This is a genomic window from Pseudomonas sp. IT-P253, assembly GCF_949768125.1.
Taxonomy (GTDB): domain Bacteria; phylum Pseudomonadota; class Gammaproteobacteria; order Pseudomonadales; family Pseudomonadaceae; genus Aquipseudomonas.
Map to the genome: position 1 here is coordinate 24,005 of NZ_CATKPT010000028.1, position 24,726 is coordinate 48,730.

Here is a 24,726-nt window from a genome sequence, read left to right on the forward strand (position 1 = left end):
TAAATAGGAATTTTTTTTGGCGTTGTTAACTCATGGGTTAGTTACCTATTAGTAAAGTGCTGTAGACGGCTTGTTGTTGTATGAAAAAATTCTGTGATAAAGGGTGGGTGTGTTATGTTTGGTGTTATTTCTAGAGGTCAATTGGAGTTGATGAGATATAGCTCATGCTACTCTGAAAAATATAAGATTTTTTATGTGTCGACGCCGAAAGCGGGCTCCACTTCATTAAAATGGTGGTTCGCTAAGCTTGAAGGTTATGTGCCTGACATCAATAAAGACCTCAAAAGTTTAGAGAGTACGCCAGAGTTAACCATCCATGACACCTTTCATCTGGTTGCCCCATCAGTTACCGGTCTTTCCGAGTCCCGGCTGGGTGAGCTCGTTAACGCTGATGGGGTTTTTCGTTTTGCGGTGGTTCGAAATCCTTACGAACGTATATTTTCAGCGTGGCAATCAAAAATTTTACTTCGTGAGCCATTGCAGATAGGGCGGTATGTTAAGCAAGAGTTTTATTTTCATAAAATAGCGAGCATCGTTGATATCGCGAATGCTTTTGAAGGTTTTCTTGAATATTTGTTGGCTGTTGAGGCTCCGAGTTTCTTGGATCCGCATTGGACTCCACAAGTAGCCTTGCTGCGTCCTGATTTAATAAAGTACGACATTGTTTCGCAGTTGGAAGATACTTTGAGCCTGGAAGCAGAGCTTGAAAGTATTGTAGGTGATGAGTTTATTGCCCCGTTTGTGACAAATCGAGCTAACCAAAGTCTAATTCCTTACTCCGAAAGCTTTATTACTTCAAGGTCTGCGGAGTTGATAAAACTTTTGTATGCTGGTGATTTTACTGCTTTCAACTACCCTTTGGACGTGCCTAAGGGTAAAGCCGAATTGAGTCAAGATGCACTCGATATGGCGCTGAGAGGGATCAGTATGATTAAAGGTCGGCACTCCAGGATCTCTGATTTTCACCTACAGATAAAAGATGCTCAGGCAGAACAATCCAAGCTTAGAGAACTCTCTGATGGACTTGAGGGGCGACTGAAGGGGCTAGAAGCGAAAGTTTCCACTGTACTGACTGAGCGGGAGAAGTTAAAACTTGAATTGGTTAAGCAGCGAGATGAAAATCTTTCCCTGAGGCAGCAAAATCGTTCCTTGAATGAGCGAAATACAGAGGCTCATCATCAGTTCGAGGTATTGCTGGATAGTAAACATCAGCTAACTGTAGTTCTGGCCGAGTGTCTGAAAATTATATTTTCTTCCCGTCCGTGGAAAGCTATGCGAGCGGCGCGTAAGCTATTGGGGGCGGTTGAGCACCCATTTGCACGTGTGCTTTCAAAGCATTTTAGCTTTGAGTACAATAAATATTTACATGCTAACTCAGATGTGGCTGCTATCGGGGTTTCTCCAGAAGAACACTTCCTTGTGAATGGAGCTATTGAAGGACGTCCGCTTTCTATTGAAATCCAAGACGCGGACATTTTTGATGCTGAGTTATATCGTGCTCTTTACCCTGATGTAAAAAACTCCGGAGTAGATCCAGAGGTGCATTACCGATCTACAGGTAAAAGGGAGGGGCGCATGGGAGCCATGCCTGCTCTTGAAGTTCGGGGTGCAAACGGGTCTATCGATCCATTACGCAAAACGTTTTTGGTTGTCAGTCACGAAGCTTCCAGGACAGGCGCACCTATATTAAGTCTCAATATAATTATAAACCTGTCTAAAAAGTACAACGTTGTCGCCCTTCTTCTTGGTGGGGGGGATTTAGAGGATGCATTTTTAGCTTCAGGTGCTGCGGTAATTGGGCCCTTCGCGGATATAAAAAATAACTCGGTAATTACCAAGGCGATCGTAAAACAGATACTTGAGCGTTTCAATATAGATTGCGCAATAGCGAATAGTATTGAAGCCAGATACGTACTGCCTGCTCTTGCCGAGCGGTTTGTTCCTTGCTTAAGCCTAGTGCATGAATTCGCCGCAAATACTCGACCTCGCAGTGCATTTCGAGAAGCGCTTTTTTGGTCAGGTGAGCTGATATTTTCAACAGACATTACATTGAAAAGTGCCCAGGCGGAGTACGCGGAGCTAAACAAAGGGCATACGCATATTCTTCCCCAAGGCCGCTGCCTTTTGCCTCCCGAGAACCATAGTTCTTCCGATATCGAGAGGGAGCAACAACGCATTATAAATGCAATGCGACCTAATGGGAGTGCGGAGGGGCAGGTCGTAATCCTTGGAGCCGGTTATGTGCAGCTGAGAAAGGGAGTAGACCTTTTCATAGAATGTGCTGCAAGGGTGGTCAATGCACCAGGTGGTAAAAACTGTCGTTTTGTCTGGGTTGGACAAGGGTACAATCCGGATCACGACATAGGCTATTCTGTCTATTTGGCAGATCAAATAGCAAGAGCGAACCTCGAGAAAAATGTATTCTTCATTTCCGAAACTTTTGCCATCGATACGGTGTATGAAAACTCCGATATTTTCCTGCTGACGTCGCGACTGGATCCGCTGCCCAATGTCGCCATTGATGCACTCAGCCACGGCTTACCGATTGTGTGTTTTGATAAAACTACGGGTATAGCTGACTTCTTATCTTCGTGCGGTCTTGCTGAGGAATGTGTTGCGCCGTATCTGGATACTGTATCAATGGCAGAAAAAATCCTTTCGTTAGCAAACTCTCAAAATTTGAGAGCTGACGTCAGTAGGCAGAGTCGTTCTAAATCTCACGATTATTTCGATATGAATAAATATATCGAAAGTTTGGAACGGATTGCGCATGTTGTCGAAGCGCGAACGAAGCAGGAATATGCAGATTATTTGATTGTGAAAGAATCTGGTTTGACCGATTTTGAGTTTCTCAGAGATTCTCATCGGGTGAACTTTAGTGATAGCGACCTGCTTTGTATGTATATGCGTTCTTGGGTGCGCGGAATAGGCAGAAAAAAACCTTTTCCGGGCTTTCATCCAGGTATCTATCTTGAACAGAATAATCTCGACCATCTTGAGATTGATCCGTACTCCCATTTTCTTCAGGCCGGCGAACCCCGGGGCTCTTGGCTGCGTCCAGTGCTGACGCCAAAGACAATAGTTGCCGAAGTGTTGGATGACACAAAGATAGCGCTTCATATTCACGTATACTATCCGGATTTACTCCCGGAAATTTTGCAAAGACTGAAGGCAAACAAGGTAAGGCCAGATCTATTTATCAGTGCTCCGTCGTTAGAAGCTAAACTTGAAATCCTGGCTCTATTAAAGGCTGGTAACGTAGAGGCTGTCTGTGTTGAAGTTGTTCCAAATAGAGGGAGAGACATCGGTCCCTTGCTGACTGCTTTCGGTTCAGAGCTCGTAAAAAATTATCAAATTGTTGGGCATATTCACACGAAGAAAACTGTTGATGTCAAAGACTTGGAGGTTGGTAGAAAATGGTTCAACTTCCTCTTGGATAATTTGTTGGGCGGAGCAGCTGGAAATATGGCTGACGTCATCGTTGGTCAAATGTGCTTGAATCCGAAATTTGGATTGATTTTTCCAGATGATTCGAATGTTGTGGGTTGGGATGCAAACGAAAAACCTGCTCAAGAACTGGCTTTGCGTTTGTCGCTTGACAAACTTCCTAAGAATATTAATTTCCCGGTAGGGACGATGTTCTGGGCTCGCTCAGAAGTATTGGCACCACTAGTTAATTTGTGTTTGAAGTGGGAGGATTATCCTGCAGAGCCCCTTCCGTATGATGGCTCGTTGCTGCATGCACTAGAACGTATCATTCCCTTGGTCTGTGAAAACGAGGGCTTTGAATATGCAGTAACGAATGTTAGAGGTAGCACACGCTAAGTCGCTAAAATGGCTTTTTGCTTGCCAGGCAAAAAGCCATTTTTTAATGTCTTCTGTAAACTGCGTTTTTATTTTATTTTTGTGTGTTCTGGTTTAGTTTTTGAGTGTTGGTTAGGCTGTTTAATTGTTTTTAGAGGGAGGATTATAATATTCGCTCAGGTTGTTCGTATCTGCTCCATATAATTCAAACCCGCCACCTGATCCCGGATGCTGTGTTCCCGATTCTCTTCTGGGGCTCGCCGTTATGATGCGTCCTACGCCAAAAAACGTATCAACTCCACATTCCAAGCGGATAGCTGACGGCAGAAGTTTTGCTCCCGATTTTCATCAGGAGCCCATCACCATGATTTAACGCTGTTCATCGGTAAGCGCTCCAAGAACCCCACAATTTAAAGGTGGAGTTCATGGAGCGCTTATATGCATTGTTGAATGTGCTGTGGGCGCCGCCCAAGGCGGCGTAATTGCCGGAGCCCGGGCCCATGGCCCGGGCTCCTCTACGCGCGATTTCAGCGAAATGACCAGCGCTTGTGACCGAAGTAGCTGGTAAACACCGGCACTGCCACGCCGAATGCGTGCGCTATTTCATGCTTGAAGGACTCCATGCCCATTGCCGGCAGAATGTACGATGCCATGCCAATACTGATGATCCATGTCTGTACGACCGCAACGAGGTTGACCAGTACAAAGAACATTGCCGAGTGATGGATGGGCTGTTGGCTTTCGGTAAAGACAAACATTCGTGCCAGTACAAAGGCGGCGATCATGCCGGTCAGGTAGGCGAGCCCGATCGAGACTGAAAAGCTCAGCCATTGGTTATAAAAGATCCTCGAGAAGAAGTTGACGGTAGCTGCGCTACCCCCCGTTAGCAGAAAGGCAAGAAACTGTCGATTAAGCAGTTGTTTCACTTAACTGCATCCCTTGCCATGTTTCTGCCGAAATCGATGCTCTCGGAAATACCGCGATCCTCGGGATAGTAGTAGGAGGTATCGGCTACCCACAAGCCTTGTACCGGCAGCGAAACCGGCGGCAGCCGGTCCAGATAGCCCGGGTCGCAAATGGGCTGGGCATGCCGATAGCGGCTGGCGTGGATATTGATGAAGTCCTCATCGTTCAGTGCCGGGTTGATCTTCTTTAGGTAGCGACGCACCTTGTCGAGGAACGCCTGGTCCGGTTCGGCGAACTTAGGATGTTCACTAGGCATGTAGAACGGCACATAGACAATGTGTTCGTTCATTGGACGCAGGTTGGTGTATTCGACAAGTCCGGGGATATCCATTTCGGGGTCGTTGGTGTTGAGCCAGAAGTTCTCGGTCAGAGGCTTACGCAGCTTGGCGATCACGCAGACTACCGCGACGTTCTTGAGGGCTGCGAAGCGCGCGAGAATGTCCTGCGGCAGGTCCGGCATCAGGGAGGGCACGTAGGGCAGCGGCACGGTGCTGATGACTTTGTCGAAGCGCTGGATTTCTTCCCCGCAGACCACACCCTGAACTTTGCCGTTTTCGATGATTACGCGGTTGACAGGCGACCTCAGGCAAATGATGCCGCCGTGTTTTTCGATATCGGCCTTCAGCGCCTGCAACAGGGTGTCAGAACCGCCATCCAGGTAGCCGAGTTTTTCGCGGAACAGGCTATAGCGCGAGCGGCCGATGCGGCGAATGCGGCTCCAGATCCAGGCTGCCGACAGGTTATCGGTGTAATGGTAGAACTTGTAGTCGAACAGGCGCTTCCATAGCACTTCCCAAGCCTCGGCCCCGACCCAGCGCTTGATCCAGCCCGTGGCTTCGACGTTGTCCAGAGGCTTCCAGTCATTTCGCTTGGTGGACAGGAATGCGTGGAGGCCATAACGGAACTTGGCTGTCAGGCTCAGGCCCTTGAACTTGAGCAGAGCAATGGGATTGCCCCAGGGTTGCAAGCGGTTCTGATACCAATAGCCCATCTTGGTTTCGACCCAGCGCATTTTCGACGCCAAGCCCAACTCGTCCAGTACCTTCAGGAAGGCATGGTCAGAAATGCAGTGGAAGTGGTAGTAGCGCTCGATGGTGGTGCCCGAGAAATCGAACGCCGCGGTCATTCCACCCACACGGTCATCCGCCTCGAATACCACGGGTTTATGCCCGTCCCTGGCCAACTGGTAGGCCACTGCCAGGCCCATGGGGCCAGCGCCCAGCACGGCAACTCTTTGTCCCATCGTCAAAACTCCAGAACCACTTTGCTGTAAGTGGGGTCGTTGAAGGTTTCCTGTATCGCCTTGGCAAACGGCGTGTAGGTCACGCCGAAGGTGCCGGGCCAGTCATTGACCTCGAATTCGTCCTTGGCGCTGAGTGCAGCCAGCTGTTGGGTGGTGAAGGGTGGGTTCTTGTCGAACAGGCTCCATGTCCAGATCAGGCTGTAGAACAGGCCGTAGGGAATGCGTGCGATCACGGCCTTGGCGCCGGTGGCACGCTTGATTTCGCGAATAATATCGATGTAGTCGACTTTTTCGTGCCCCGATACGTTATAGATGCTGTCGCGCACACGGTTTTGTATGCAGCTGATGATGACATTGCAAAAATCGCCCACGTACAACGGCTGGCGCATGTAGCGGCCATGACCAGGAATCGGGAAGACAGGAACCTTCTTCATGAAGCGCGACAGCCAGCCCAGGTGTTTGCGGTCAAACCAGCCAAACATGAGAGTCGGGCGCAACACCGGGCAGGGGATACCGCTTTCAAGCACCATCTTTTCCTGTTCTATTTTGCTTTTGGTGTAGAAGTCGTCGGCCACCGATTCGACCACCGAAGAGCTGATGTGCACCAGATAGTCGATGCTGTGCAGCTTGATCTGTTCAAGAATCAGGCGGGTCGCATTGACGTTGTTGTCGACGAATTCCTGATAGTCAATACCACCGATCTGTGCCTGCAGCATGACGACCACATTGGCACCGGCGAAGGCCTGTTGCCATTCACCGGGCATGGACAGGTCACCAAAAATGGTGGTCACATCAGGCTGCACGCGCTTGAGGATCTCCAGGTTTTCGCGGTGCTTGTCGATGACCACGATATTGCTGTAGCCCTTGGCTTTGAGGCGAGCTACCAGATTCTGTCCGACCAGCCCGGCACCGCCGGGCAGGATGATACGTTCATCAAGATTAATAGCGGTCATTGCGGGTCAACCTGGATGTCTTTGCGAAATTGGCACAACTGCAGTTCCTTGCCTACCACGCGGGCCACGCCAACGGCATAGCTGCCCTTGAGGTCGCGGGTGTCTATAACGCGGCCGAAGCCGGCGTTGCCGAGGTCGGATTTTTTGAAGAAGTCGTTTACATCAGGGCGTGCGTACTGGGTCGCATCATAGTAACGCACGTTCTGGTGGGCATCGGTGAGGGTGATGTAGACCTGTGACGACAGCTGGTTTCGGGCCGCATCCACGACGGTCCAGCCCTTGGCTTCAATGGCGCCTGCGAGCTTCTGCGTGGTCGGGTTCGCGAAGTCGAGGCTGCCAATGCATTGCGCTGGGGTCTTCGGTAGGTCCAGGCCTACGTTCGTCTGTGGCAGGCTGATGTAGCAGCCTGATACTTCGGCGACCTTCCACTGACCGTCTTTGTGTTGCTGGTTAACCAATTGGCCAAGGCTGGGCTTCTCAACCGGAGGGCACGCGACTACCGCGCCCAGGGGCGCGCCACCCAGAAAGGTCTCGGGGGATTCGATGGTCTTGTCCAGATCCTTGAAGCTGTTGGCAATGGTGAATGACTTGTGTTGTGCGTAGTAGACGATCGACGAACTCCAGTCGTTGCCGTACAGGGTAAACGCCTCCCCGTCCTTCATGTTGTGCTTCAGCGTGTCAGCCACTAGAAGATCTTTAGAGTTGCTCAGGTCAATCTTCTGTTGCAGGTTTTCGCCATACCCTTGTGCAAAGGTGCTGTAGTTGTTGGCCAGCAAGGCAACGAACAGCCCCAATATCCAAAGGCGAGACTGCGGATGAGCGAGGCCTTCGGACAGCGCCACGGCCAGTGCGAAGATGATGAAAATGACGCAGGCCGACTGGTAGTAGCTATGGACTAGATGAAGATTGGTGAATATGAACAGGGGCAGCAATGCCAGGACGCAGCTCGTCAGCACCACCAGGCGAGTTCTGGTGTCGCGAGCCATCAACAGGGCGCAAAGGATGATTGCGATACCGAAGACGCCCGACAGGTTGCCCTTGACGATGCGTGACCAGATGACCTCGCCATACAACAGCTTGGAAAAGCGTTGAGGCAAAGTACCCCAGTTCCATGTCGAGAGTGCGCTGGACGTCAGGGCGCTGCCGAATTCATTCTCGTTCTTGAGCACGTCAGTGTAGTGGGTCCAGGCAACCCCGAACACGATAGGCAGCGCGAACAGCAGAATGCCCAAGGTGATGTTACGTGCACTGATGGCTTTGAACATGCCCCCATTACGCTGGGTTTCGTGGACCAGGAATACCAGTGCCATTACCGCCAGCACCGGCAGGCCGGTGGTGGCTTTTTGCAGGATCGAAAGCGAAATCAGAGTGGTGAAATAAATCGCGTCCCGGTGGCGACCTGCGGCCAGGAAATCGAGGAAATACTTAATCGCGGCAACGGCGAAGAACACCGCCACCGTCTCGATCATGAAGGTGCGACCCCAGAACAGGTAAAGAGGGCTGGAGAACAGCAGACCGGCGAAAATATAGAAGCTGCGCGGGGCTAGCTTCAACGACTGGCAGATTGAGCGAGTCGGCAGCAGGCACAGCACCAGGAACACGAAAGAAACGATCCTGCCGACCTTGCCCAGATCGAGGCCCGTGAACTTGCTGATCAGCGCCACCAGCGCCTGATAGAGCGGGAATTCAAACGGGATTGACCAGGGGGCGCCGGAGACGGGTGTTTCGTAGGCGAACTTGAAACCCTCCTTGATGAACCAGAAGGAGGTCAGCGCTGTTTGGGTCTGGCGAAAGCCGAACAATTCAAGCAATGGCTGCCCCGAAAAGCGAAGCGCCAGATAGGTCGCGTAAAGCACCGTCAATACGGCAATGCATTTGATACTGCGCTCGATCAGCAGCTCATTATCTGCCAGCTTGAATAGCTTCAAGGATCCACCCCAGTCCGTCTAAAAGTTTGAATATCAGAAATTTATTTTTTGAATATGAATTGCGGCAACTTCCGGATGACCATCATGATCAATGACCAGAAGCGCGGTACATTGTTATTGCGCAACAATTTGCGCCTGCAGCATAACTACAACATTCGCACTGTCCACCCGTCTGGAAGTAAGTGATTTTACATATTCATTCTTTTGAAAATTACGCCAGGAATTAACTTAATTATCATCATGATTAATACCCAGAATCCCGGGGCGTAGAGGACGTCAACTTTGCGATCAGTACCTTTTACAATGCGTAGGGCCACCTGCTCAGGCTTGGCCAGCAGTGCAGCAGGTAATGGTAAGCCTTGAGTCATCGGTGTATCGACAAAGCCCGGCCTGATGTCAATGACATGTACACCGACCTTGAACAGACGTGCTCGTAGACCTTCACAAAAGGTGGAAACTGCAGCCTTGGCGGTACCGTATAAGTAGTTGGACGGACGACCGCGGTCACCAGCTACCGAGGTAATCACAGCCAAGGTGCCACAACGCTGGGTTTCAAATTGGTTGGCCAGCAGCGTTAGCAGGGCGATCACCGACGTACCATTGTTGGCAAATTCCTGGAGCGCTACGCCAACGTCCTGCTCGCAGACTTTCTGATTGGGCAATGTGCCGTGCGCAATGAGGGCAATATCGATTTGCTGTAAGGTCGCTAGGCAACTGTCGAGCATTGCGCCGTGTGCTACAAAGTCGGTGGCATCCATGCAGTGAAGTGTTACTGATTTGGCGCCTCGACCTTTCAGGTCGGCTGCGGTTTGTTCTAGTTTTTCGAGGTTACGGGCCACGAGAAAAAACTCGCTGCCTTGTTCGGCCCATAGACGTGCACAGGCAGCGGCAATGGCCGATGTTGCACCAATAATTAGAATTCGTTTCATGCAGTAACTCGTTTCCAGAAGTGGGAATTCAGAGAGGGATCACGCAGTGCTTCCAGTCGTTCCCATGCGGGGTATGCTTTGCGGAAATCGCCGCCGGTCATGTGGGCATCCTTGGCCGGATACAGGCGACCACCACCCTCGCGAACGATGGCATCCAGCCTTGCAAATAGCCGCACCAAGTCAGCCTTCTGCGGAAAGTCCAAGGCTAGAGAGGTGCCGGGGAGAGGGAAGGACAGCAGGCCTGGCGAGGCGATGTTGCCACAGCGTTTGAGCACGGCGAGAAACGAGCCTTGGCCAGAGTCTGCAATGGCTTCCAGCAACTCGTGCATGACTACCTCGGCCACTGCGTCGGGTATCACGCACTGGTATTGCTGGAAACCTCGGCGCCCGTAGATACGGTTCCAATGCAGTATGCGATCCAGCGGATAAAAGAAGGGCTCGTAGTCACCGCGTTTGCGTGTGCTCTGGGCAGGATGCACCCTCCAATACATATCATTGAAGGCTCGCAATGACAGGTTGTTGATTAGAGACACTGGCGGTGTCAGCGGCACGCTAAACTTCGCTCGCTCGTCCACTTCCAGTGAACCATAACGTGCGTGGTCACCCACGATGAATACGCCCCGCCCGGTCTGAGTGCCTTTTGCCAGGCAGTCGATCCAGGCGACACTGTATTCATGCTGGTGATCGAGTTCGGCGGACAGGCTGAAGAATTCGCCCAGATTGCCGAAACGCACTACGGTACTGTCGATCTGGCTGGTGCGAATGGGGATAAGCTGAATTTCTGCCCACACGATAATTCCAGTCAGACCTAAACCTCCAATAGTAGAGGTGTAAAATTCGGGATGCTCGGTAGGAGAGCAGGTCAGCACTCCTTCATTATGGCGCAATAAACCCAAACGCCGCACATGGTTGCCAAAGGTGCCGCGCAGGTGATGGTTCTTGCCATGGACATCGTTAGCGATGGCCCCGCCGAGGGTGGCAAACTGGGTGCCAGGTGTGACTGACAGGAACCAGCCCTGCGGGATGGAAATTGCCAGGATCTCGGCGAGGGTTACACCGGCCTCTGCTTGTACGGTTCCTTGCTGCCAATCAACCTGGATGAAGCGATTCAGGGCTCCCATGTGCAACACTTGATCGCTCGCGGCTAGGCAGCTGTCTCCATAACTACGTCCGTTGCCATACGGCAGGGTGCTTCCGTGCGTGGCGACCACAGCATCGCGCAGAGCCTCGACTTCGCTACGCCAGCTACAAGCGTGTGCAGTCTGCGGGGCATAGGGATAGCATCCCCAAGAGTGCAGCGGACGAGTCATGCTGCTACCCAGAACACTAGCCCAAACAAAGCGCCAACGACCAGACTGCTGCGGTCGCGGATGGCGAACACTACAGGGTCATCATGCATTTGCCCGCGATGAGTGAGCATCCACACTCGAGTGATCCAGAACAAGAGCAGCGGGCAGGCTAGCCAGATCACTTGTGGGTGGGCATAAAGCCCGGTTGTAGCCTGATCATGGATGTATAGAGCCAAGACCATTACGGCTAGATAACCGGAAGACGCGCCCAGCGAGGAAATCATTTCCAGATCGGCGGGATAGTAGCCTCGCCCACGGGTTTTCCCGGTATCGCCCTTGCGCCTTGCTTCTCGCAGTTCTGCGTAGCGCTTAACTAGTGCGAGGCTCAGGAACATGAACATCGAAAACGCCAAAATCCAGAATGTCAGTTCCAAACTGAATGCTGCCGCGCCAGCTATGATGCGCAGGGTATAAAGCGCAGCCAGGGCGATCACATCGATAGCCATCTGTCGTTTCAATGACAGCGAATAGGCGAGAGTTAATATGTAGTATGCAATGAGGGTTCCGGAAAACTCCCAAGGCAGAAGCCATGCAGCCCCTGAAAAAGCGCCAACCAATAATATGGGAAAGAGCTGTAGCCCGGACTTGATCGACAATCGTCCAGCGGCAAATGGACGATGCCGTTTGGAGTGATGATGTCGGTCATCGGCGAGATCCAGCAAGTCATTAAGTAGATAGACGCTGGAGGCACATAGCCCAAAAAACAGAAAGGCCAATACTCCCTGCCATAGGAGCATGGGGTTGGTCAGTTGATGCGCCGCCATTAGAGGTACGAAAATCAGCGCATTCTTCATCCACTGGTGCAGCCGCAACGCCTTCAACCAGTCCTTCGGCCTGGAAGGATTGGAGTAAATCACCTGTTCGACATTGCCTTGTGCCCGAGCGCCACGCTCAACACCGGATTCCGGATTGACCACATAAGCCTTCCGGGCAACCGCCCAAACTGGGACGTCGTCATGAGAGTTACCCACATAATCAAAGCCCTGCTCACCATAGTGCTCGACCAACAGATCGCGTTTACGATGGGCCGACAGGTTTCGCTTGCTGTCAGAGGCCAGCACTTGGTCAAACAATTGAAGATGTTCAGCAATACGTTCGGCCAGGCTGTAATGGCTGGCTGTCGCCAGCACTATGGTCCGACCGTTATTCCGCTCGACTTCAATTAGTTCAATGACCGCAGGATCGAAAGGCAGGACACTGACATCAATATGGGTAGCCTGGGCGAGACCTTCCTTTAAAGCCACCTTGCCTTTGGTCAACCAAATAAAGGGTTTAAACAGGCTCAATGGCTTATGCCGAACAAAAGCCATACCTGTTTCCAGCAGCAGATCGGAGCGCAGCAGGGTACCGTCGAGATCGACAATAAGCGGAATAGTGGGAGGTGTAATATAGACAGTCACAAGAGCTCTTCCCTGAATATTGGCTACTCAAACAAAAACAAAATAAGATCAGGAAAACAACGGAGATCTTAGCAAAGGCTACTAAAAGGCCATCAGGCTTTAATTTGCGCGAAATGGTACCACGGATGACACATGGATTCACGGGAAGTGGCTAATAAATTGACTGGCAGGGCATGCGGTGATGAGGGTGATCACAGAGTCGTAACGCAGCCCATCCCTGACCTGGTCAACTTGATTGGATCCCCGCACAAAGAGTGAGGCGCGTCACTAACCCTCGAGAATCTTCCATTTTTCACCGTTCTCTCCGTAGACCACTCCGCTCGCCTTGGCGTCGATCCGGGCACCGATCCGCTTCTCGCAATTGCTGAATTTGATCTTTCCGCCCCGCCGCTCCAGGTCAGTGGCATTCGCTCGCAACTCCGGTTTACGACAGGAAGGCGAACGCTCGGCGCGGTTGGACGATTACACCCGCGCTAGACAGGTCCTACGCGAGCCGTCAGTGGCTACACCCCCCGATGGCGATATCGTTGACTGGATCTACCAGCAACGCCGACTCGAGCCCTGATTGTTTCACATCCTGTAACGGACACATTTTTGACAGGTATTTGACCCCGTGCTTTTCGTCTTTCTGAATCGCCCTCGTAATCTAGTGAAAATCCTTTATTGGGAGCGCAACGGCTTTTGCCTTTGGCTTAAGCGCCTGGAGTCTGAACGTTCAAAACCTCGCCCGACATCACGGATGAGGCGATCGTGCTGACCGTACAAGAGCTGAACGTATCGTAAGAGTTGCATTAACCCCATACTTTAAAGGTGGGGATCTATGGCTATCTTGGAATTTTCGGCGTGTAGTTCCGCGGCAGCAAGGCCTCGAAGTCTTCTACGCTCGAGGCTTGTGGCAGACGCTCCAATGCGTGGCTGCGCCACTGGAGCAGCCACGCATGCGCACGGTGGTCGACTACGAGACGTTGTTGCCGTGGAACTGCTCACCGGACATGTCACGGTAAACGGGAAGCACATCCGGCGGTAGGTGTACTTCGTGGATTGCATACGAATAAACGACGGCGTCTCTCAGCAGCGCCGGGCGCGACCTGTGCCACGATAGTGTGAGCTCCTCGAAACTCGCAATACCGAGACCTGCCGGATCCGAAACGACAGGCGACGAGCGATCCAAGGCTCAGGAACTCCTACGCTCCTGACCTCCCCGACACGCTTTATCGCAACGACGTCTTGGCAGAGCAGCACAAGCGCCTTCAAAAGCGGCGCGCTCCAGTTCGCAGCTGGAAGGTGCAAAGGCTGATTGAGCTGCAAGAGGACCAAGTAGCGTTGTATCATCCTCACCGCGTCATCAATGATGGCACGGGAATACGTGTGATCCAGTCCTCCAGCGAAGACATTTGCTCAGACCTGACGAAGCGCCGGGCTATTACCCTGCGCGACCAATGAGCTGTTGCAAGAATAGAAATTTCTTATCATCTGTAATTAAAATCAGGGCGGAAATACATGCTGCACAAGGATAATAACTTGAACTTGTTACGGTTGGTTGCCGCGCTGATGGTTCTATATGCTCATTCATTCGATATTTACGGTAATACTCCGGAGATTTTTATCGGTATTGATTCCTATGGTGGGCTCGGGATCGCGATATTTTTTATCATTAGTGGTTATTTGATTTCAAAAAGTTGGAGTTTTGATCCTTCGGTCATTAGCTTTTTAGTTAAACGATCGCTGCGAATATTTCCAGCCCTGATTGTTGTTGTGGTGCTAACTTCGTTTCTGCTTGGTCCAATTTTTTCGACGTTGACAGTCAAGCAGTACTTCTCGGATCTGGCATTTATTATGTACTTGAAGAACATAATTTTAAGTCCGGTATTTTATTTGCCAGGCGTGCTGGAGCACTCCAGAGTTGCCAATGTGATCAATGGTCCTCTATGGAGTTTGCCTATTGAATTTTTCATGTATCTGGTAGTGGTGGCGCTTGGGCTTCTATTCAAAGGCGGTCGTCTTGCATACACAGTTACCGCAGCATTGTTTGCGCTGATTGTAGTTTTTTGGTGCTGGCGAGATGCGCCTTTGCTGGTGGTTCACGGTAGTGATGTAAGAAACATTCCGTTAATAGGCATCTATTTCATGATTGGGGCATGTTATGCGAAGTGGGGGCTCGAACGGTGGTTCAGTCTCTCCGGCGTAACTGTCATGGTGATGATTACCCTTCTTCTGGCACCGTATTTATCGTTTTCGAAAGCCCTGTTATGGCTTACGTTACCGTATGTCGTTTTGGCATATGGACTTTCCAGAAGTTGGTTGGGGAGCTTGGTCAATAAAGTGGGTGACTGCTCTTACGGTGTTTATATCTATGCTTTTCCGGTTCAGCAGTTTGTTTTGCTAAAATTCCCTGGTATTGCCTATTCAACCTATCTTGTTGTTACAGTGGTCATTACTCTGATTTTGGGATACGGCTCTTGGCATTTGGTTGAGAAAAGGGTTCTCAAATTCAAGCCAAAAAATAAAGTCAGGTCTGTATCGAATGGTGTTGATGCCTATTCGGCGTTCAATCCTGTTGTGGGTGAAAAGCTCAATTCAGGGGCTTGAGCAAATGTATGTATTTATGATGTAACAGTCACTCAGGTCACCTATGAAGAGCTACAGGGGCTGCCGCGACAGCGCCGACGCCTGACGATCCTACCCCCCCAAGGTTTCATAATGCCCGGTTTATGGATCAGCTTCTTCGTAACAGATCCATAAACTCCGCCCACCGCAAGGTGAGGCCTTGGTTTACCTTGGCATTTCCGGTGAGCAGTTCCACGGCAACAACGCTTCGCAGTCTTCTACCGTGGATGCATGCGGCAACCGCTCAAGTACGTAGCGCTGCCACGTATAGGGCTCCTGGCCGTTGAAGCTGTAAATCTGAGCACTGGCGGTGGCGCCTTTGGGCGTATCGCTGAGCCGCCATGCCTTGCGCCCTATGACAAACAGTTTTATTGCGCGCTCGGCTCTGTTGTAGTCGATCGGTAAAAAAACAGCCTCCACGTAACGCTCCAGCCGGCTCCAGTTGCTGGCCAGATAATTAACGGCCTTGCCCAGTGCGCTTTGCGAAGTGACCTGCCAATCCCATTGGTCCTGCGCCTAATACGGCGATTCGCTGTCCCATCATTAAAATTCCAGCACAATATTGCTATAAGTTGGATTATTAAATGTTTCGTCTATGGCGATGGCAAAGGGGGTGTAGGGAACCCCAAAGATTGAAGGCCAGTCGATGACTTCAAACTCATCTTTTGTACTCAGGGCCGCTAACTGTTGCGTTGTAAAGGGCGGGTTTTTATCAAAGAGTGCCCACATCCAAAGCAAGGCATAAAAAAGTGTATAGGGTATTTTCACGATTTTTGTTTTCGAGTGAGTCACTCGTTTTATTTTGCGGATGATATCAATGTAATCAATTTTTTCATGTCCGGAAATATTGAAAATACCTTGTTTTTTTTGCTGCTCGATACAACTGATAATGATGTTGGAGAAATCACCGGCGTAAAGAGGCTGGCGCATAAACTTACCGTCCCCGGGGATTGGGTACACTGGCGTTTTTTTCATGAAGCGGGCAAGCCAGCCGAGGTGCTTGCGGTCAAACCAGCCATACATAAGGGTTGGTCGAAGAATCGGGCAGGAAATATTGCTGGCTAATACCAACTCCTCTTGTTCACGCTTTGTTTGCGTATAGAAGTCGTCGGCTTTAGATTCCAGTACAGACGAGCTAATGTGAACAAGGTGCATGTTCGGATTGGCTTTTATCAAGTCCAGTATTAGGTGTGTTGAAATCACATTATTTTGTACGAATTCTTGATAGATATTGCCACCGATTTGAGCTTGTAGCATGACGACCACTGCCGAGCCAACAAAGTGTTCGCTCCAACTACCTTTTTTTGAAAGGTCCGCATACTCAATAGTCAGTTCTGGGTGGACAGACTTTAATATGGCGAGGTTCGTTCGGTGTTTGTCGAGCACCATGATGTCAGTGTATCCGCGGCTTTTTAAACGTGCCACCAAATTTTGCCCGACCAAACCTGCTCCGCCTGGAAGAATTATTTTCATTTTGGCTCTCCATTTAAGCCCAGCATGCTTAAGTTGTATCTTCGTTTCAGGCAGTAATTGATGCAGCTAGAAAAACCAAAGCTGAGAAAGATACTTACTATGGGCAACAGTGCAAGCATTTCCTTGGAACGAACAGTCAGTAGCATCAACGAAGAACTAACCAGTAATGCTGTAGACAATACTAACAAGCTTGCCTGAAAGGCTTTTCTGATGTTTTGTGTTTTAGATATAGCGATACATGAGACGAACGCCAGCAAGGCATAGACCCAAGGTGGCGGAGTCAGGAAATTCATCCAACCAAAAAACACCATGCCTTGGTGTTGTGCTTTCTCGGCAGGATTCCAGTACGGCATGTGTTGAGGTATAGCGTCCGGAGGAGGGGTCAGTTTAACGCTTCCATCCGCTTGAATATTGTCGCCAATAATCAGATACAAGCTATTTGATTTTAAAGGTGTGAGTTGGAACGGTTTTTCGATGAAAAAAGCTAACCACCCCGTGATCAATTTCGCGATGTAGGCCGCGGGTATCGCCAGCACCGATTCTTTATACACGGCTATACCTAGGGCGTCCGTTTGCGGAAGCCCGATATAGTAATAGCCGGGAATGGCCGAAACATGAATATTAAATGTTTCAGGCAGGGGGTGCTTGGTCGTGAAATCAATCAACTCCGAGCGCGATGCGTTCATCAGATAATTATATTGTGCGAGGTAGGGCGCTCTTACTTCTTTTGGTGCGCCCCAATCAACATCTTGATAGGCTGCAGCCCTGAAATATTCCGGTGGTAAAATTGCGCCAAGGGCCCGCCACCTCAAACTGTTGACCCCCAGCTTGTTTGGTTCCTGAGTGATGTAGTCGTTTGGTATTGCGTCAATTAGAACCCAAGCATGATCGTAACTCAGTTGCCGTGAATTGGTCGTCGGGTAGTGAAAGGTTTCGACAAATACAAATATAATTATGGTGCTCGCCGATAGGCTGACGATGGCTGTCGCGATTTTCCAAGTCCAGTCCTTGCTGTCAAAAATTACTAACATCGCAATGACAGGGGCGATTACCAAGGAGTTGAACTTTACAAGGTAGGCAACCGTAAGAATAACTACGGACAGTATATACAAAATTATTTTTGCATTATTTTTTACATCGAACGCCCAGAGAGCGGTCAGCAGTGCGATGGCAAGAAAGTCTCCTTGTAGCCAGTCCGGTCCGATGGAATTGACCCCGCCCATGAAAAACAGACTGCCACCCCACGCTAGGCACATAAGTGTGGCTGAGATTTTACCAAATACTTTATTGCAAATGAATGTGCTAATTGCGATGGCGAACACGTGGAAGTAAAAATGAATGTGCTGTAAGTGTTGCAGCCATTTAACATTATAGATGTCTACTCCGTTGGGTACGCCAGCAAAATCGAGTGCGAAGCGTGAGGCCAAAGTATATCCACTGGCGTGGATAAGATTGGATACACTGGAGAAAATCATCTGAGCATAATTTGGATAGTCAAAGGCAGCAATATTGATAGGGTACGTCTTCAGGTAGTACAGGTTCAACAGAATGACAATGACTAGGGCAATTAGTAATAAATGCCTTTGAAGCAGATTTCCTAGGGTATTTAAAGCTGACATTGAAGAGCCCTGTTGTCGATGAAGCTGGATGTATAAAGTTTTATCACTTGCAGTAAATCTGACTATAGATTTATCCGCTTGAATATAAAGTTTGGTAAATGTTTGATAATAAGCATTATCAGTGCCCAGAATGTTGGGGTGTACAGCGTGTTGGTTTTATTTTGCACCGCTTTGACAATGCTAAGTGCTACCTTTTCAGGTTGTGCTATCAGCAGGGGAGGCAGGTTGAGCCCCTTGGTCATAGGTGTTTGAACAAAACCGGGTTTGATGGTAGTCACCGAAACGCCGACTTTGAACAGTCTTGCGCGCAAACCCTCGCAGAATGTGGAAACGGCAGCTTTTGCTGTGCCGTATAAATAGTTGGAGGGTCTGCCTCTGTCGCCAGCTACCGAAGAAATGACCGCCAATGAGCCATATCTTTGAATTTCAAATTGATTGCCCAGCAACGTGAGTAACGCGATGACAGAAATAGCGTTGTAAGGTAAAACATTAACATATATATCGGTTGCAGAAGCCAGTTGCGACTCAAGCACAGTTTTACCTTGCGCCAGCCAACCTACCGTTTTATAGAGCTGAAATGGATGGCGACGGATAAATGCCGTGCCGGTTTCTACTAATAGGTCCGAACGCAACAACGTTCCGTCGAGGTCAACTACGAGGGGGAGGGGCACAAGAACTGTCCTTGAATGCTGGACTAACAAATCAGTTTGTTAGGTCGATGGCGGCGCCGGAGGCGATATAGTTGCTCCTGTGATGGCTAGCCAACCATCCACACTAAGTTTTGCGGGGCACGTTACCATAGAGAGGGCTTGTCGTCATGGATCCAGTGCCAATGAAACGCACCCGGATAGACCTTATGGCATAACCATAGACGGTGAGTATTTTTCATTGCGGAGTCCTTTATTCCGCTCAATAGTCTTTAACTACTGGTGCTAAGCCTCGTCATCATCGGCGGTCTGCGCCTGTGCATGCGTCAATATTTCATGGGAGACTGGTTCACCGCCGCGCAGCATGTACCGTTCGCCAACCGGGATGATGGCCTCACCAAAGTCGCCATCTACGGTGCAGGCGTAGCCGGCAATCAGCTGGTTGCAGCACTTCGCATGGGCCGAGTCTTGCGTCCCGTAGCTTTTATCGATGATGATCCGAGCATCGCGGATTGTTCGATTGCCGGGTTGCAAGTCTACAAACCCAAACATATCCAACAGATGATAGACGCAACCGGCGCTCATGAAATCGTCCTGTCACTACCGTCATCAACCCGAGCGCGCTTGTCGTAAGTCGGTTTCGGTCAAATTGTTGCCAATTCTCGGTTCCATCCGCCACCAGGACAAACTTCTGGATGTGATGAAGACACTGGGGTGTGGACACCGTCTACCACGCTGCCGCTTATAAACACGTCCCGATGGTCGAGCGCAACATTGCCGAAGGCGTGCTGAACAACGTCATTGGCACGCTCAACACCGCTCAGGCTGCGTTGCAGTCGGGGGTGTCCAACTTTGTGCTGATCTCCACCGATAAGGCCGTACGTCCCACTAATATCATGGGCAGCACCAAGCGTTTGGCCGAGTTGACCCTTCAAGCCCTCAGTCGTGAGATTGCCCCGGTGTTGTTCGGCGATAAAGCTAATGTATCCCGGGTCAACAAGACCCGTTTTACCATGGTGCGCTTTGGCAATGTGCTGGGGTCTTCCGGTTCAGTGATCCCGCTGTTCCACAGCCAGATCAAATCGGGTGGCCCGTTGACGGTCACGCACCCGAAAATCACTCGCTATTTCATGACTATCCCTGAGGCCGCGCAACTGGTGATCCAGGCGGGTTCCATGGGGCAGGGCGGTGATGTGTTTGTCCTGGACATGGGCGAGCCGGTGAAGATTGTCGAGCTGGCGGAGAAGATGATTCACCTGTCGGGCTTGAGCGTGCGTTCGGAGAAGAATTTGCAGGGGGATATCTCCATCGAGTTCACCGGGCTACGTCCCGGCGAAAAGCTTTACGAAGAGTTGCTGATCGGCGACAACGTGGCAGCGACCCAGCACCCAATGATCATGAGTGCCAATGAAGACCATTTACCTTGGGATGTGCTCAAGATCCGGTTGACCGAGTTGCTGAGTGCCGTCGAGCAGGACGATTACTCTCGTGTCCGGCAGATCCTGCGCGAAACCGTCAGTGGCTACACCCCCGAACGCGATATCGTTGACTGGATCTTCAAGCAACGTCGCCTCGAACCCTGATTGCTTCACATCCTGTAACGGATACATTTTTGACAGGCTTCAGACATCGCCTAAGTTTGGAAGGCAGCTTCGGAAAAGCTGCTTTCTCAATTGATGTCATGGAGCGTCATTTATGCGTACTGGCTATTTCTACTCTCTGGTTTTTGCCCTGCTCGCTAGCACCTCAGTTGCTGCAGTGGCTGCGCCGACGGTCAAACTTGAGTCTGGCAATGCGCCCGTGGTCCTGGAGGTTTCGCCCAAGGCACAGTCCGGCAAGGTCGACCTGAACGGGGCCGATGCCTCGACTCTGCAGCGGGAGTTGTCCGGTGTGGGAGAGGCCAAGGCCAAATCGATTGTTGCTTATCGTGAGAGCAATGGACCGTTTGCGTCGGTGGACGAATTGCTCGAGGTGAAGGGGATTGGCAAAGCCATTCTGGATAAGAATCGCGAGAAGCTCGAGGTGAACTAAGCTTTTAAGTCAGCGCGAGGGGCCGGTCATTGACTGGCCTTTTTGCATTCTGGCTTGTGGAGAGGGGGATAACGTCAAAAGATCAAAAGATCAAAAGATCAAAAGATCAAAAGATCGCAGCCTTCGGCAGCTCCTACAGGGGGCGGGTCTTTCGTCGGCATGAGAAAAATTACGGCTATCATATTCAGCTTGAATTATGCCTATAATAAAATCCGTTTCCCGCCGAAGAGTTCTGAACCTCAGGCGCTTGCACTCTCTCAAGCTCAATCCTCTCTCAGGAGCACAGTCATGACTTTCATCCAATCCCAAGGTACGGCCCTCGTCACCGGCGCTTCTTCCGGTATCGGTGCGATTTACGCTGAGCGCTTGGCGGCGCGTGGTTTTGATTTGCTGTTGGTCGCTCGCGATGAACAACGGTTGGAAGCGGCGGCGAGCAAGTTGCGCGCTGAGCATGGCGTTCAGGTCGAGGTGCTCAAGGCCGATCTCACGCAAAAGGATGATGTGCTGAAGCTGGAGCAGCGTCTTCGCAGCGATTCGAGCATCAGCCTGTTGCTGAACAACGCCGGGGTTGCGGCCGATGGTTTGTTGGCCAATGCCGACATGGATCAGCTGGAGCGCCTGATTCAACTGAATGTCATGACGGTCACGAGGTTGGCGTCGGCGGCGGCAGCCAGCTTCACCAAGGCCGGTCGTGGTTCGATCATCAATATTGCCTCGGTGGTGGCATTGTTTCCCGAACGCTTCAATGCGACTTACAGCGCCAGCAAGGCCTATGTGTTAAGTCTGACGCAGTCGTTGAATGCCGAGCTGGAGGGCACTGGAGTCAGGGTTCAGGCGGTGTTGCCAGGGGTAACACGTACTGAAATCTGGGAGCGTTCCGGTATCGACGCTTCGCAGATTCCGGCGGACATGGTCATGGAAGCGGGGGAGATGGTCGATGCTGCGTTGTCGGGTCTGGATCAGGGCGAGTTGATCACCATTCCTTCGTTGCCGGAGGCGAGCGAGTGGGAGGCCTTTGTTGCGGCGCGTCGCATGATGGCGCCAAATTTGTCCAAAAGTTCTGCCGCCGCGCGTTATAAGTGAGGTGTCATGAACCGGCCTGAGGGATTTGCGTTATGAGCGATCGTCGAGTGGTTGTAACAGGCATGGGCCTGGTTTCTCCGCTGGGTAGCGGTGTCGAAGCGGTCTGGGCGCGTCTGTTGGCCGGGCGCTCCGGATTGCGGAACTTGCCGGATGAGGTGGTGGCCGATCTGCCGACGAAGGTCGGTGGCACGGTGCCGACGCTGGCAGAAGATGCCGAGGCGGGTTTTGACCCGGACCGAGCGACGCCGCCCAAAGAGCAGAAGAAGATGGATCGCTTCATTCTGTTTGCGATGGAGGCGGCGCGTCAGGCCTTGGAACAAGCTGGTTGGCAGGCGCAGGACGCCAATGCGCAGGAGCGCACTGCGACCATTATCGGCTCAGGTGTCGGTGGTTTCGGCGCGATTGCCGATGCAGTGCGCACCACGGACAGCCGTGGCCCGCGACGGTTGTCGCCGTTTACCATCCCTTCGTTTCTGGTCAACCTCGCCGCCGGGCATGTATCGATCCAGCATGGTTTCAAAGGCCCCTTGGGTGCTCCGGTAACGGCGTGCGCCGCCGGTGTTCAGGCGATTGGCGATGCTGCGCGGCTGATTCGTTGTGGTGAGGCAGATATTGCCGTGTGCGGCGGCGCGGAAGCGGCGATCGATCGCGTCAGTCTTGCAGGGTTTGCTGCTGCTCGTGCCTTGTCCAGTGGTTACAACGAAACCCCCGAGCGGGCCTCACGCCCCTTCGACAGTGGCCGCGATGGCTTTGTTATGGGGGAGGGCGCGGGCCTTCTGGTGATCGAGTCTCTGGAGCATGCGTTGGCACGCGGTGCTACACCGTTGGCTGAGCTGGTCGGTTACGGCACCAGCGCCGATGCCTATCATCTGACGGCAGGCCCTGAGGATGGCAGCGGTGCGCGGCGAGCGATGTCGCTGGCATTGGCCCAGGCAGGCATTTCTCCTGCACAGGTGCAGCATCTGAATGCTCATGCGACGTCGACCCCGATTGGGGATCTGGGCGAACTGGCGGCCATCAAGGCGTTGTTCGGTGCGGATAACAAGATCGCGGTGACATCGACAAAGTCGGCGATCGGGCATTTGCTGGGCGCGGCAGGCGGCGTCGAGGCGATCTTCACGCTGTTGGCGATTCGCGACCAGATCGTGCCGCCTACCCTCAACTTCGATAATCCGGATCCCGCCGCCCAAGGCGTCGACATCGTTCACGGGCAAGCGCGGCCGATGGCGATCGAGTATGCGCTGTCCAACGGTTTCGGGTTTGGTGGAGTGAATGCCAGTGTGTTGTTCAAGCGCTGGAATGGTTAGATCGGGGCTTGATTGAGGAAGATACGCGTGACGTCGAGAATCTGCCGGGCCAGTTCGGGATTCTCGACGCTGCGCGAAAGCAGCAACGCCCCGACCAGTGCGGACATGAAGAAGATGCTGCGTTCCTCTGTGTTCTCGCCCTCAAGCGTGCCCTGGATTTGTCGAAGGCGCGCATTGAGCACCACGTCAGAGGTCGGACTCGGCTGACCGCGCATGCCGAGTTCCGATGACATGGTGGGCAGCGGGCAGCCTTCATGGGGCGAAGTCTGGTGCCATTCGGACAAATAGGCGTTGATGAAGGCCTCGAGCGGGCGCTCCTGGGCGAACAGTTCGGCGCAAACGCTATCGACCTCATCACCGGCGGCTTGCAAGGCCTTTTCCACCAGCTCGTCCTTGGACTTGAAATGCGAATAAAAGCCACCGTGAGTCAAGCCCAGCGATTTCATCAGGGGTTGCAGGCCGGTCGCGCCGATGCCGTCACGGCGAAAGCGTACTGAGGCTTCCTTGATGATACGTTGGTGGGTCTGGGCTTTATGGTCCTGCGAGTAACGCATCTCGAATCTCCGCAACAATGCGCCATATTAACCAATGAAAATTGGATGGTGACTGTACTTTCACTTCTAAAAAGCATGCAGATGCGTCGAACTTGGTAGAAGTGCGTGTAATTGATGGCACGAATAGTGATTACCCATTAGCTGACGATTGTTGAACAATCTTGAGGCGATGAGCATGAGCAGCGGACTGTCCCTGGCCGACCACATCACATTGGAATTGCGCGCCGACATTATTGGCGGTCGCTTGCTGCCTGGCATGGCGCTGGTGGAGAGCGATCTGGTGTCTGCCTACAACGCTTCTCGCAACACTATCCGCGAAGCGTTGCATCGCCTGGGACAGGAAGGCCTGACCCGCTATGTACGCAACAAGGGCGTGATGGTGCGCAGGCTCGGCGTCGAGGATGTGCGGGATCTGTTCAACGTTCGGCGGACCCTGGAGCTGCAAGCCATCAGCGCCAGTCAACCGCTGCGCGAGTATCAGTCCGACCGGATGCTTGAAGCCCTGGAAGCTAGCGAACTGGCCCGCGAGCGCGAGGACTGGCGAGCCGTTGGCACCCACAGTCTGGCGTTTCATCAACATATCGTCGGGTTGCTGCACAGCCCATTGTTCGATGAGTTCTTCACCAATGTCGTCGCGCAATTGCGCCTGGTGTTCTGCAGTGCGCCTGATGAGTCACGTTTTCAGGCGCCCTGGCTGGCGCGCGACCGGCAGATTCATGAATGGCTGGCCGAGGGCAACAAGCGCGCGGCCGAGGATGCCATGAGCCTTTATCTCGACGATTCAGAACACCTTCTGGTGCAACTGCTTGCGCCTTCTTCCCATCACTGATCGA

At 51.8% G+C, this 24,726-nt stretch carries 18 protein-coding genes and 2 pseudogenes; 8 read left to right on the top strand and 12 right to left on the bottom strand.

What is annotated here, in order from left to right; all coding sequences use genetic code 11:
• Positions 1 to 114 precede the first annotated feature (114 nt).
• Entirely contained in the window at positions 115 to 3,825 is a 3,711-nt protein-coding gene (locus ACM6IR_RS16115) for a rhamnan synthesis F family protein (protein ID WP_414908650.1), read from the top strand.
• 506 nt (positions 3,826 to 4,331) lie between these two features.
• Here ACM6IR_RS16115 and ACM6IR_RS16120 read toward each other — a convergent pair.
• From ACM6IR_RS16120 to ACM6IR_RS16150, 7 genes are all read right to left on the bottom strand, one after another.
• Positions 4,332 to 4,730 carry a GtrA family protein gene (locus ACM6IR_RS16120; protein ID WP_414908651.1) on the bottom strand — a complete coding sequence of 133 codons (399 nt, stop codon included), beginning with the start codon at positions 4,728 to 4,730 and terminating at the stop codon, positions 4,332 to 4,334.
• Positions 4,727 to 6,013 (bottom strand): NAD(P)/FAD-dependent oxidoreductase, encoded by a 1,287-nt coding sequence (locus ACM6IR_RS16125; RefSeq protein WP_414908652.1) that lies wholly within the window; start codon positions 6,011 to 6,013, stop codon positions 4,727 to 4,729. Before ACM6IR_RS16125 ends, ACM6IR_RS16120 begins: the two co-directional genes overlap by 4 nt.
• A gap of 2 nt (positions 6,014 to 6,015) precedes the next feature.
• Entirely contained in the window at positions 6,016 to 6,966 is a 951-nt protein-coding gene (locus tag ACM6IR_RS16130; RefSeq protein WP_414908653.1) for an NAD-dependent epimerase/dehydratase family protein, read from the bottom strand.
• A complete protein-coding gene (locus tag ACM6IR_RS16135; RefSeq protein WP_414908654.1) occupies positions 6,963 to 8,894 on the bottom strand; it encodes an ArnT family glycosyltransferase in 1,932 nt (643 codons plus the stop codon). The genes ACM6IR_RS16130 and ACM6IR_RS16135 overlap by 4 nt, the downstream gene beginning before the upstream one ends.
• Before the next feature lie 188 nt (positions 8,895 to 9,082).
• Positions 9,083 to 9,823, bottom strand: a complete 741-nt coding sequence (locus ACM6IR_RS16140) for an SDR family oxidoreductase (RefSeq protein WP_259152524.1) — start codon at positions 9,821 to 9,823, stop codon at positions 9,083 to 9,085.
• Positions 9,820 to 11,133, bottom strand: a complete 1,314-nt coding sequence (locus ACM6IR_RS16145) for an FAD-binding protein (RefSeq protein WP_414908655.1) — start codon at positions 11,131 to 11,133, stop codon at positions 9,820 to 9,822. Before ACM6IR_RS16145 ends, ACM6IR_RS16140 begins: the two co-directional genes overlap by 4 nt.
• Positions 11,130 to 12,572, bottom strand: a complete 1,443-nt coding sequence (locus ACM6IR_RS16150; RefSeq protein ID WP_414908656.1) for a UbiA family prenyltransferase — start codon at positions 12,570 to 12,572, stop codon at positions 11,130 to 11,132. Before ACM6IR_RS16150 ends, ACM6IR_RS16145 begins: the two co-directional genes overlap by 4 nt.
• Positions 12,573 to 13,221: 649 nt before the next feature.
• On the opposite strand from ACM6IR_RS16150, the gene tnpB reads away from it, so the two are divergent.
• Together tnpB and ACM6IR_RS16160 are read left to right on the top strand one after the other, a co-directional pair.
• Positions 13,222 to 13,329 carry an IS66 family insertion sequence element accessory protein TnpB gene (tnpB, locus tag ACM6IR_RS16155; protein WP_414908674.1) on the top strand — a complete coding sequence of 36 codons (108 nt, stop codon included), beginning with the start codon at positions 13,222 to 13,224 and terminating at the stop codon, positions 13,327 to 13,329.
• 743 nt (positions 13,330 to 14,072) lie between these two features.
• On the top strand, positions 14,073 to 15,161 hold the full coding sequence (locus ACM6IR_RS16160; protein ID WP_414908657.1) for an acyltransferase family protein: 1,089 nt from the start codon (positions 14,073 to 14,075) through the stop codon (positions 15,159 to 15,161).
• Between the two features lie 183 nt (positions 15,162 to 15,344).
• Here ACM6IR_RS16160 and ACM6IR_RS16165 read toward each other — a convergent pair.
• The 4 genes and pseudogenes from ACM6IR_RS16165 to ACM6IR_RS16180 form a co-directional block, all read right to left on the bottom strand.
• Positions 15,345 to 15,674 (bottom strand): annotated as a pseudogene (locus tag ACM6IR_RS16165) (IS66 family transposase); the annotation flags it as partial.
• A gap of 48 nt (positions 15,675 to 15,722) precedes the next feature.
• Complete coding sequence (locus ACM6IR_RS16170; RefSeq protein WP_414908658.1) at positions 15,723 to 16,652, bottom strand: NAD-dependent epimerase/dehydratase family protein; 930 nt, start codon at positions 16,650 to 16,652, stop codon at positions 15,723 to 15,725.
• Positions 16,649 to 18,271 carry a hypothetical protein gene (locus ACM6IR_RS16175; protein ID WP_414908659.1) on the bottom strand — a complete coding sequence of 541 codons (1,623 nt, stop codon included), beginning with the start codon at positions 18,269 to 18,271 and terminating at the stop codon, positions 16,649 to 16,651. Before ACM6IR_RS16175 ends, ACM6IR_RS16170 begins: the two co-directional genes overlap by 4 nt.
• 62 nt (positions 18,272 to 18,333) lie before the next feature.
• Positions 18,334 to 18,942 (bottom strand): SDR family NAD(P)-dependent oxidoreductase, encoded by a 609-nt coding sequence (locus ACM6IR_RS16180; RefSeq protein ID WP_414908660.1) that lies wholly within the window; start codon positions 18,940 to 18,942, stop codon positions 18,334 to 18,336.
• A 235-nt stretch (positions 18,943 to 19,177) separates the two neighbouring features.
• On the opposite strand from ACM6IR_RS16180, the pseudogene ACM6IR_RS16185 reads away from it, so the two are divergent.
• The 4 genes and pseudogenes from ACM6IR_RS16185 to fabF form a co-directional block, all read left to right on the top strand.
• A pseudogene (locus ACM6IR_RS16185) lies at positions 19,178 to 20,501 on the top strand (polysaccharide biosynthesis protein); the annotation flags it as partial.
• A 112-nt stretch (positions 20,502 to 20,613) separates the two neighbouring features.
• Positions 20,614 to 20,949, top strand: a complete 336-nt coding sequence (locus tag ACM6IR_RS16190) for a ComEA family DNA-binding protein (protein WP_414908661.1) — start codon at positions 20,614 to 20,616, stop codon at positions 20,947 to 20,949.
• A gap of 288 nt (positions 20,950 to 21,237) precedes the next feature.
• Positions 21,238 to 22,032 (top strand): SDR family NAD(P)-dependent oxidoreductase, encoded by a 795-nt coding sequence (locus ACM6IR_RS16195; RefSeq protein WP_414908662.1) that lies wholly within the window; start codon positions 21,238 to 21,240, stop codon positions 22,030 to 22,032.
• Between the two features lie 32 nt (positions 22,033 to 22,064).
• Complete coding sequence (gene fabF, locus ACM6IR_RS16200) at positions 22,065 to 23,339, top strand: beta-ketoacyl-ACP synthase II (protein WP_414908663.1); 1,275 nt, start codon at positions 22,065 to 22,067, stop codon at positions 23,337 to 23,339.
• Here the strand turns inward: fabF and ACM6IR_RS16205 are convergent.
• The gene (locus ACM6IR_RS16205) at positions 23,336 to 23,893 is read right to left on the bottom strand and encodes a TetR/AcrR family transcriptional regulator (RefSeq protein ID WP_414908664.1); all 558 of its coding nucleotides are present in this window, start codon (positions 23,891 to 23,893) and stop codon (positions 23,336 to 23,338) included. The genes fabF and ACM6IR_RS16205 overlap by 4 nt on opposite strands.
• A 175-nt stretch (positions 23,894 to 24,068) precedes the next feature.
• Here ACM6IR_RS16205 and ACM6IR_RS16210 point away from each other — a divergent pair, with 175 nt between their 5' ends.
• Positions 24,069 to 24,722, top strand: a complete 654-nt coding sequence (locus tag ACM6IR_RS16210) for a GntR family transcriptional regulator (protein ID WP_414908665.1) — start codon at positions 24,069 to 24,071, stop codon at positions 24,720 to 24,722.
• Positions 24,723 to 24,726: the final 4 nt, after the last annotated feature.

Excerpts from the sequence above, each read along its gene's own strand:
- ACM6IR_RS16115 (WP_414908650.1), top strand. The coding sequence starts at position 115 with ATGTTTGGTGTTATTTCTAGAGGTCAATTGGAGTTGATGAGATATAGC.
- ACM6IR_RS16125 (WP_414908652.1), bottom strand. The coding sequence starts at position 6,013 with ATGGGACAAAGAGTTGCCGTGCTGGGCGCTGGCCCCATGGGCCTGGCA.
- ACM6IR_RS16130 (WP_414908653.1), bottom strand. The coding sequence starts at position 6,966 with ATGACCGCTATTAATCTTGATGAACGTATCATCCTGCCCGGCGGTGCC.
- ACM6IR_RS16140 (WP_259152524.1), bottom strand. The coding sequence starts at position 9,823 with ATGAAACGAATTCTAATTATTGGTGCAACATCGGCCATTGCCGCTGCC.
- ACM6IR_RS16145 (WP_414908655.1), bottom strand. The coding sequence starts at position 11,133 with ATGACTCGTCCGCTGCACTCTTGGGGATGCTATCCCTATGCCCCGCAG.
- ACM6IR_RS16160 (WP_414908657.1), top strand. The coding sequence starts at position 14,073 with ATGCTGCACAAGGATAATAACTTGAACTTGTTACGGTTGGTTGCCGCG.
- ACM6IR_RS16170 (WP_414908658.1), bottom strand. The coding sequence starts at position 16,652 with ATGAAAATAATTCTTCCAGGCGGAGCAGGTTTGGTCGGGCAAAATTTG.
- ACM6IR_RS16175 (WP_414908659.1), bottom strand. The coding sequence starts at position 18,271 with ATGTCAGCTTTAAATACCCTAGGAAATCTGCTTCAAAGGCATTTATTA.
- ACM6IR_RS16190 (WP_414908661.1), top strand. The coding sequence starts at position 20,614 with ATGCGTACTGGCTATTTCTACTCTCTGGTTTTTGCCCTGCTCGCTAGC.
- ACM6IR_RS16195 (WP_414908662.1), top strand. The coding sequence starts at position 21,238 with ATGACTTTCATCCAATCCCAAGGTACGGCCCTCGTCACCGGCGCTTCT.
- fabF (WP_414908663.1), top strand. The coding sequence starts at position 22,065 with ATGAGCGATCGTCGAGTGGTTGTAACAGGCATGGGCCTGGTTTCTCCG.
- ACM6IR_RS16205 (WP_414908664.1), bottom strand. The coding sequence starts at position 23,893 with ATGCGTTACTCGCAGGACCATAAAGCCCAGACCCACCAACGTATCATC.
- ACM6IR_RS16210 (WP_414908665.1), top strand. The coding sequence starts at position 24,069 with ATGAGCAGCGGACTGTCCCTGGCCGACCACATCACATTGGAATTGCGC.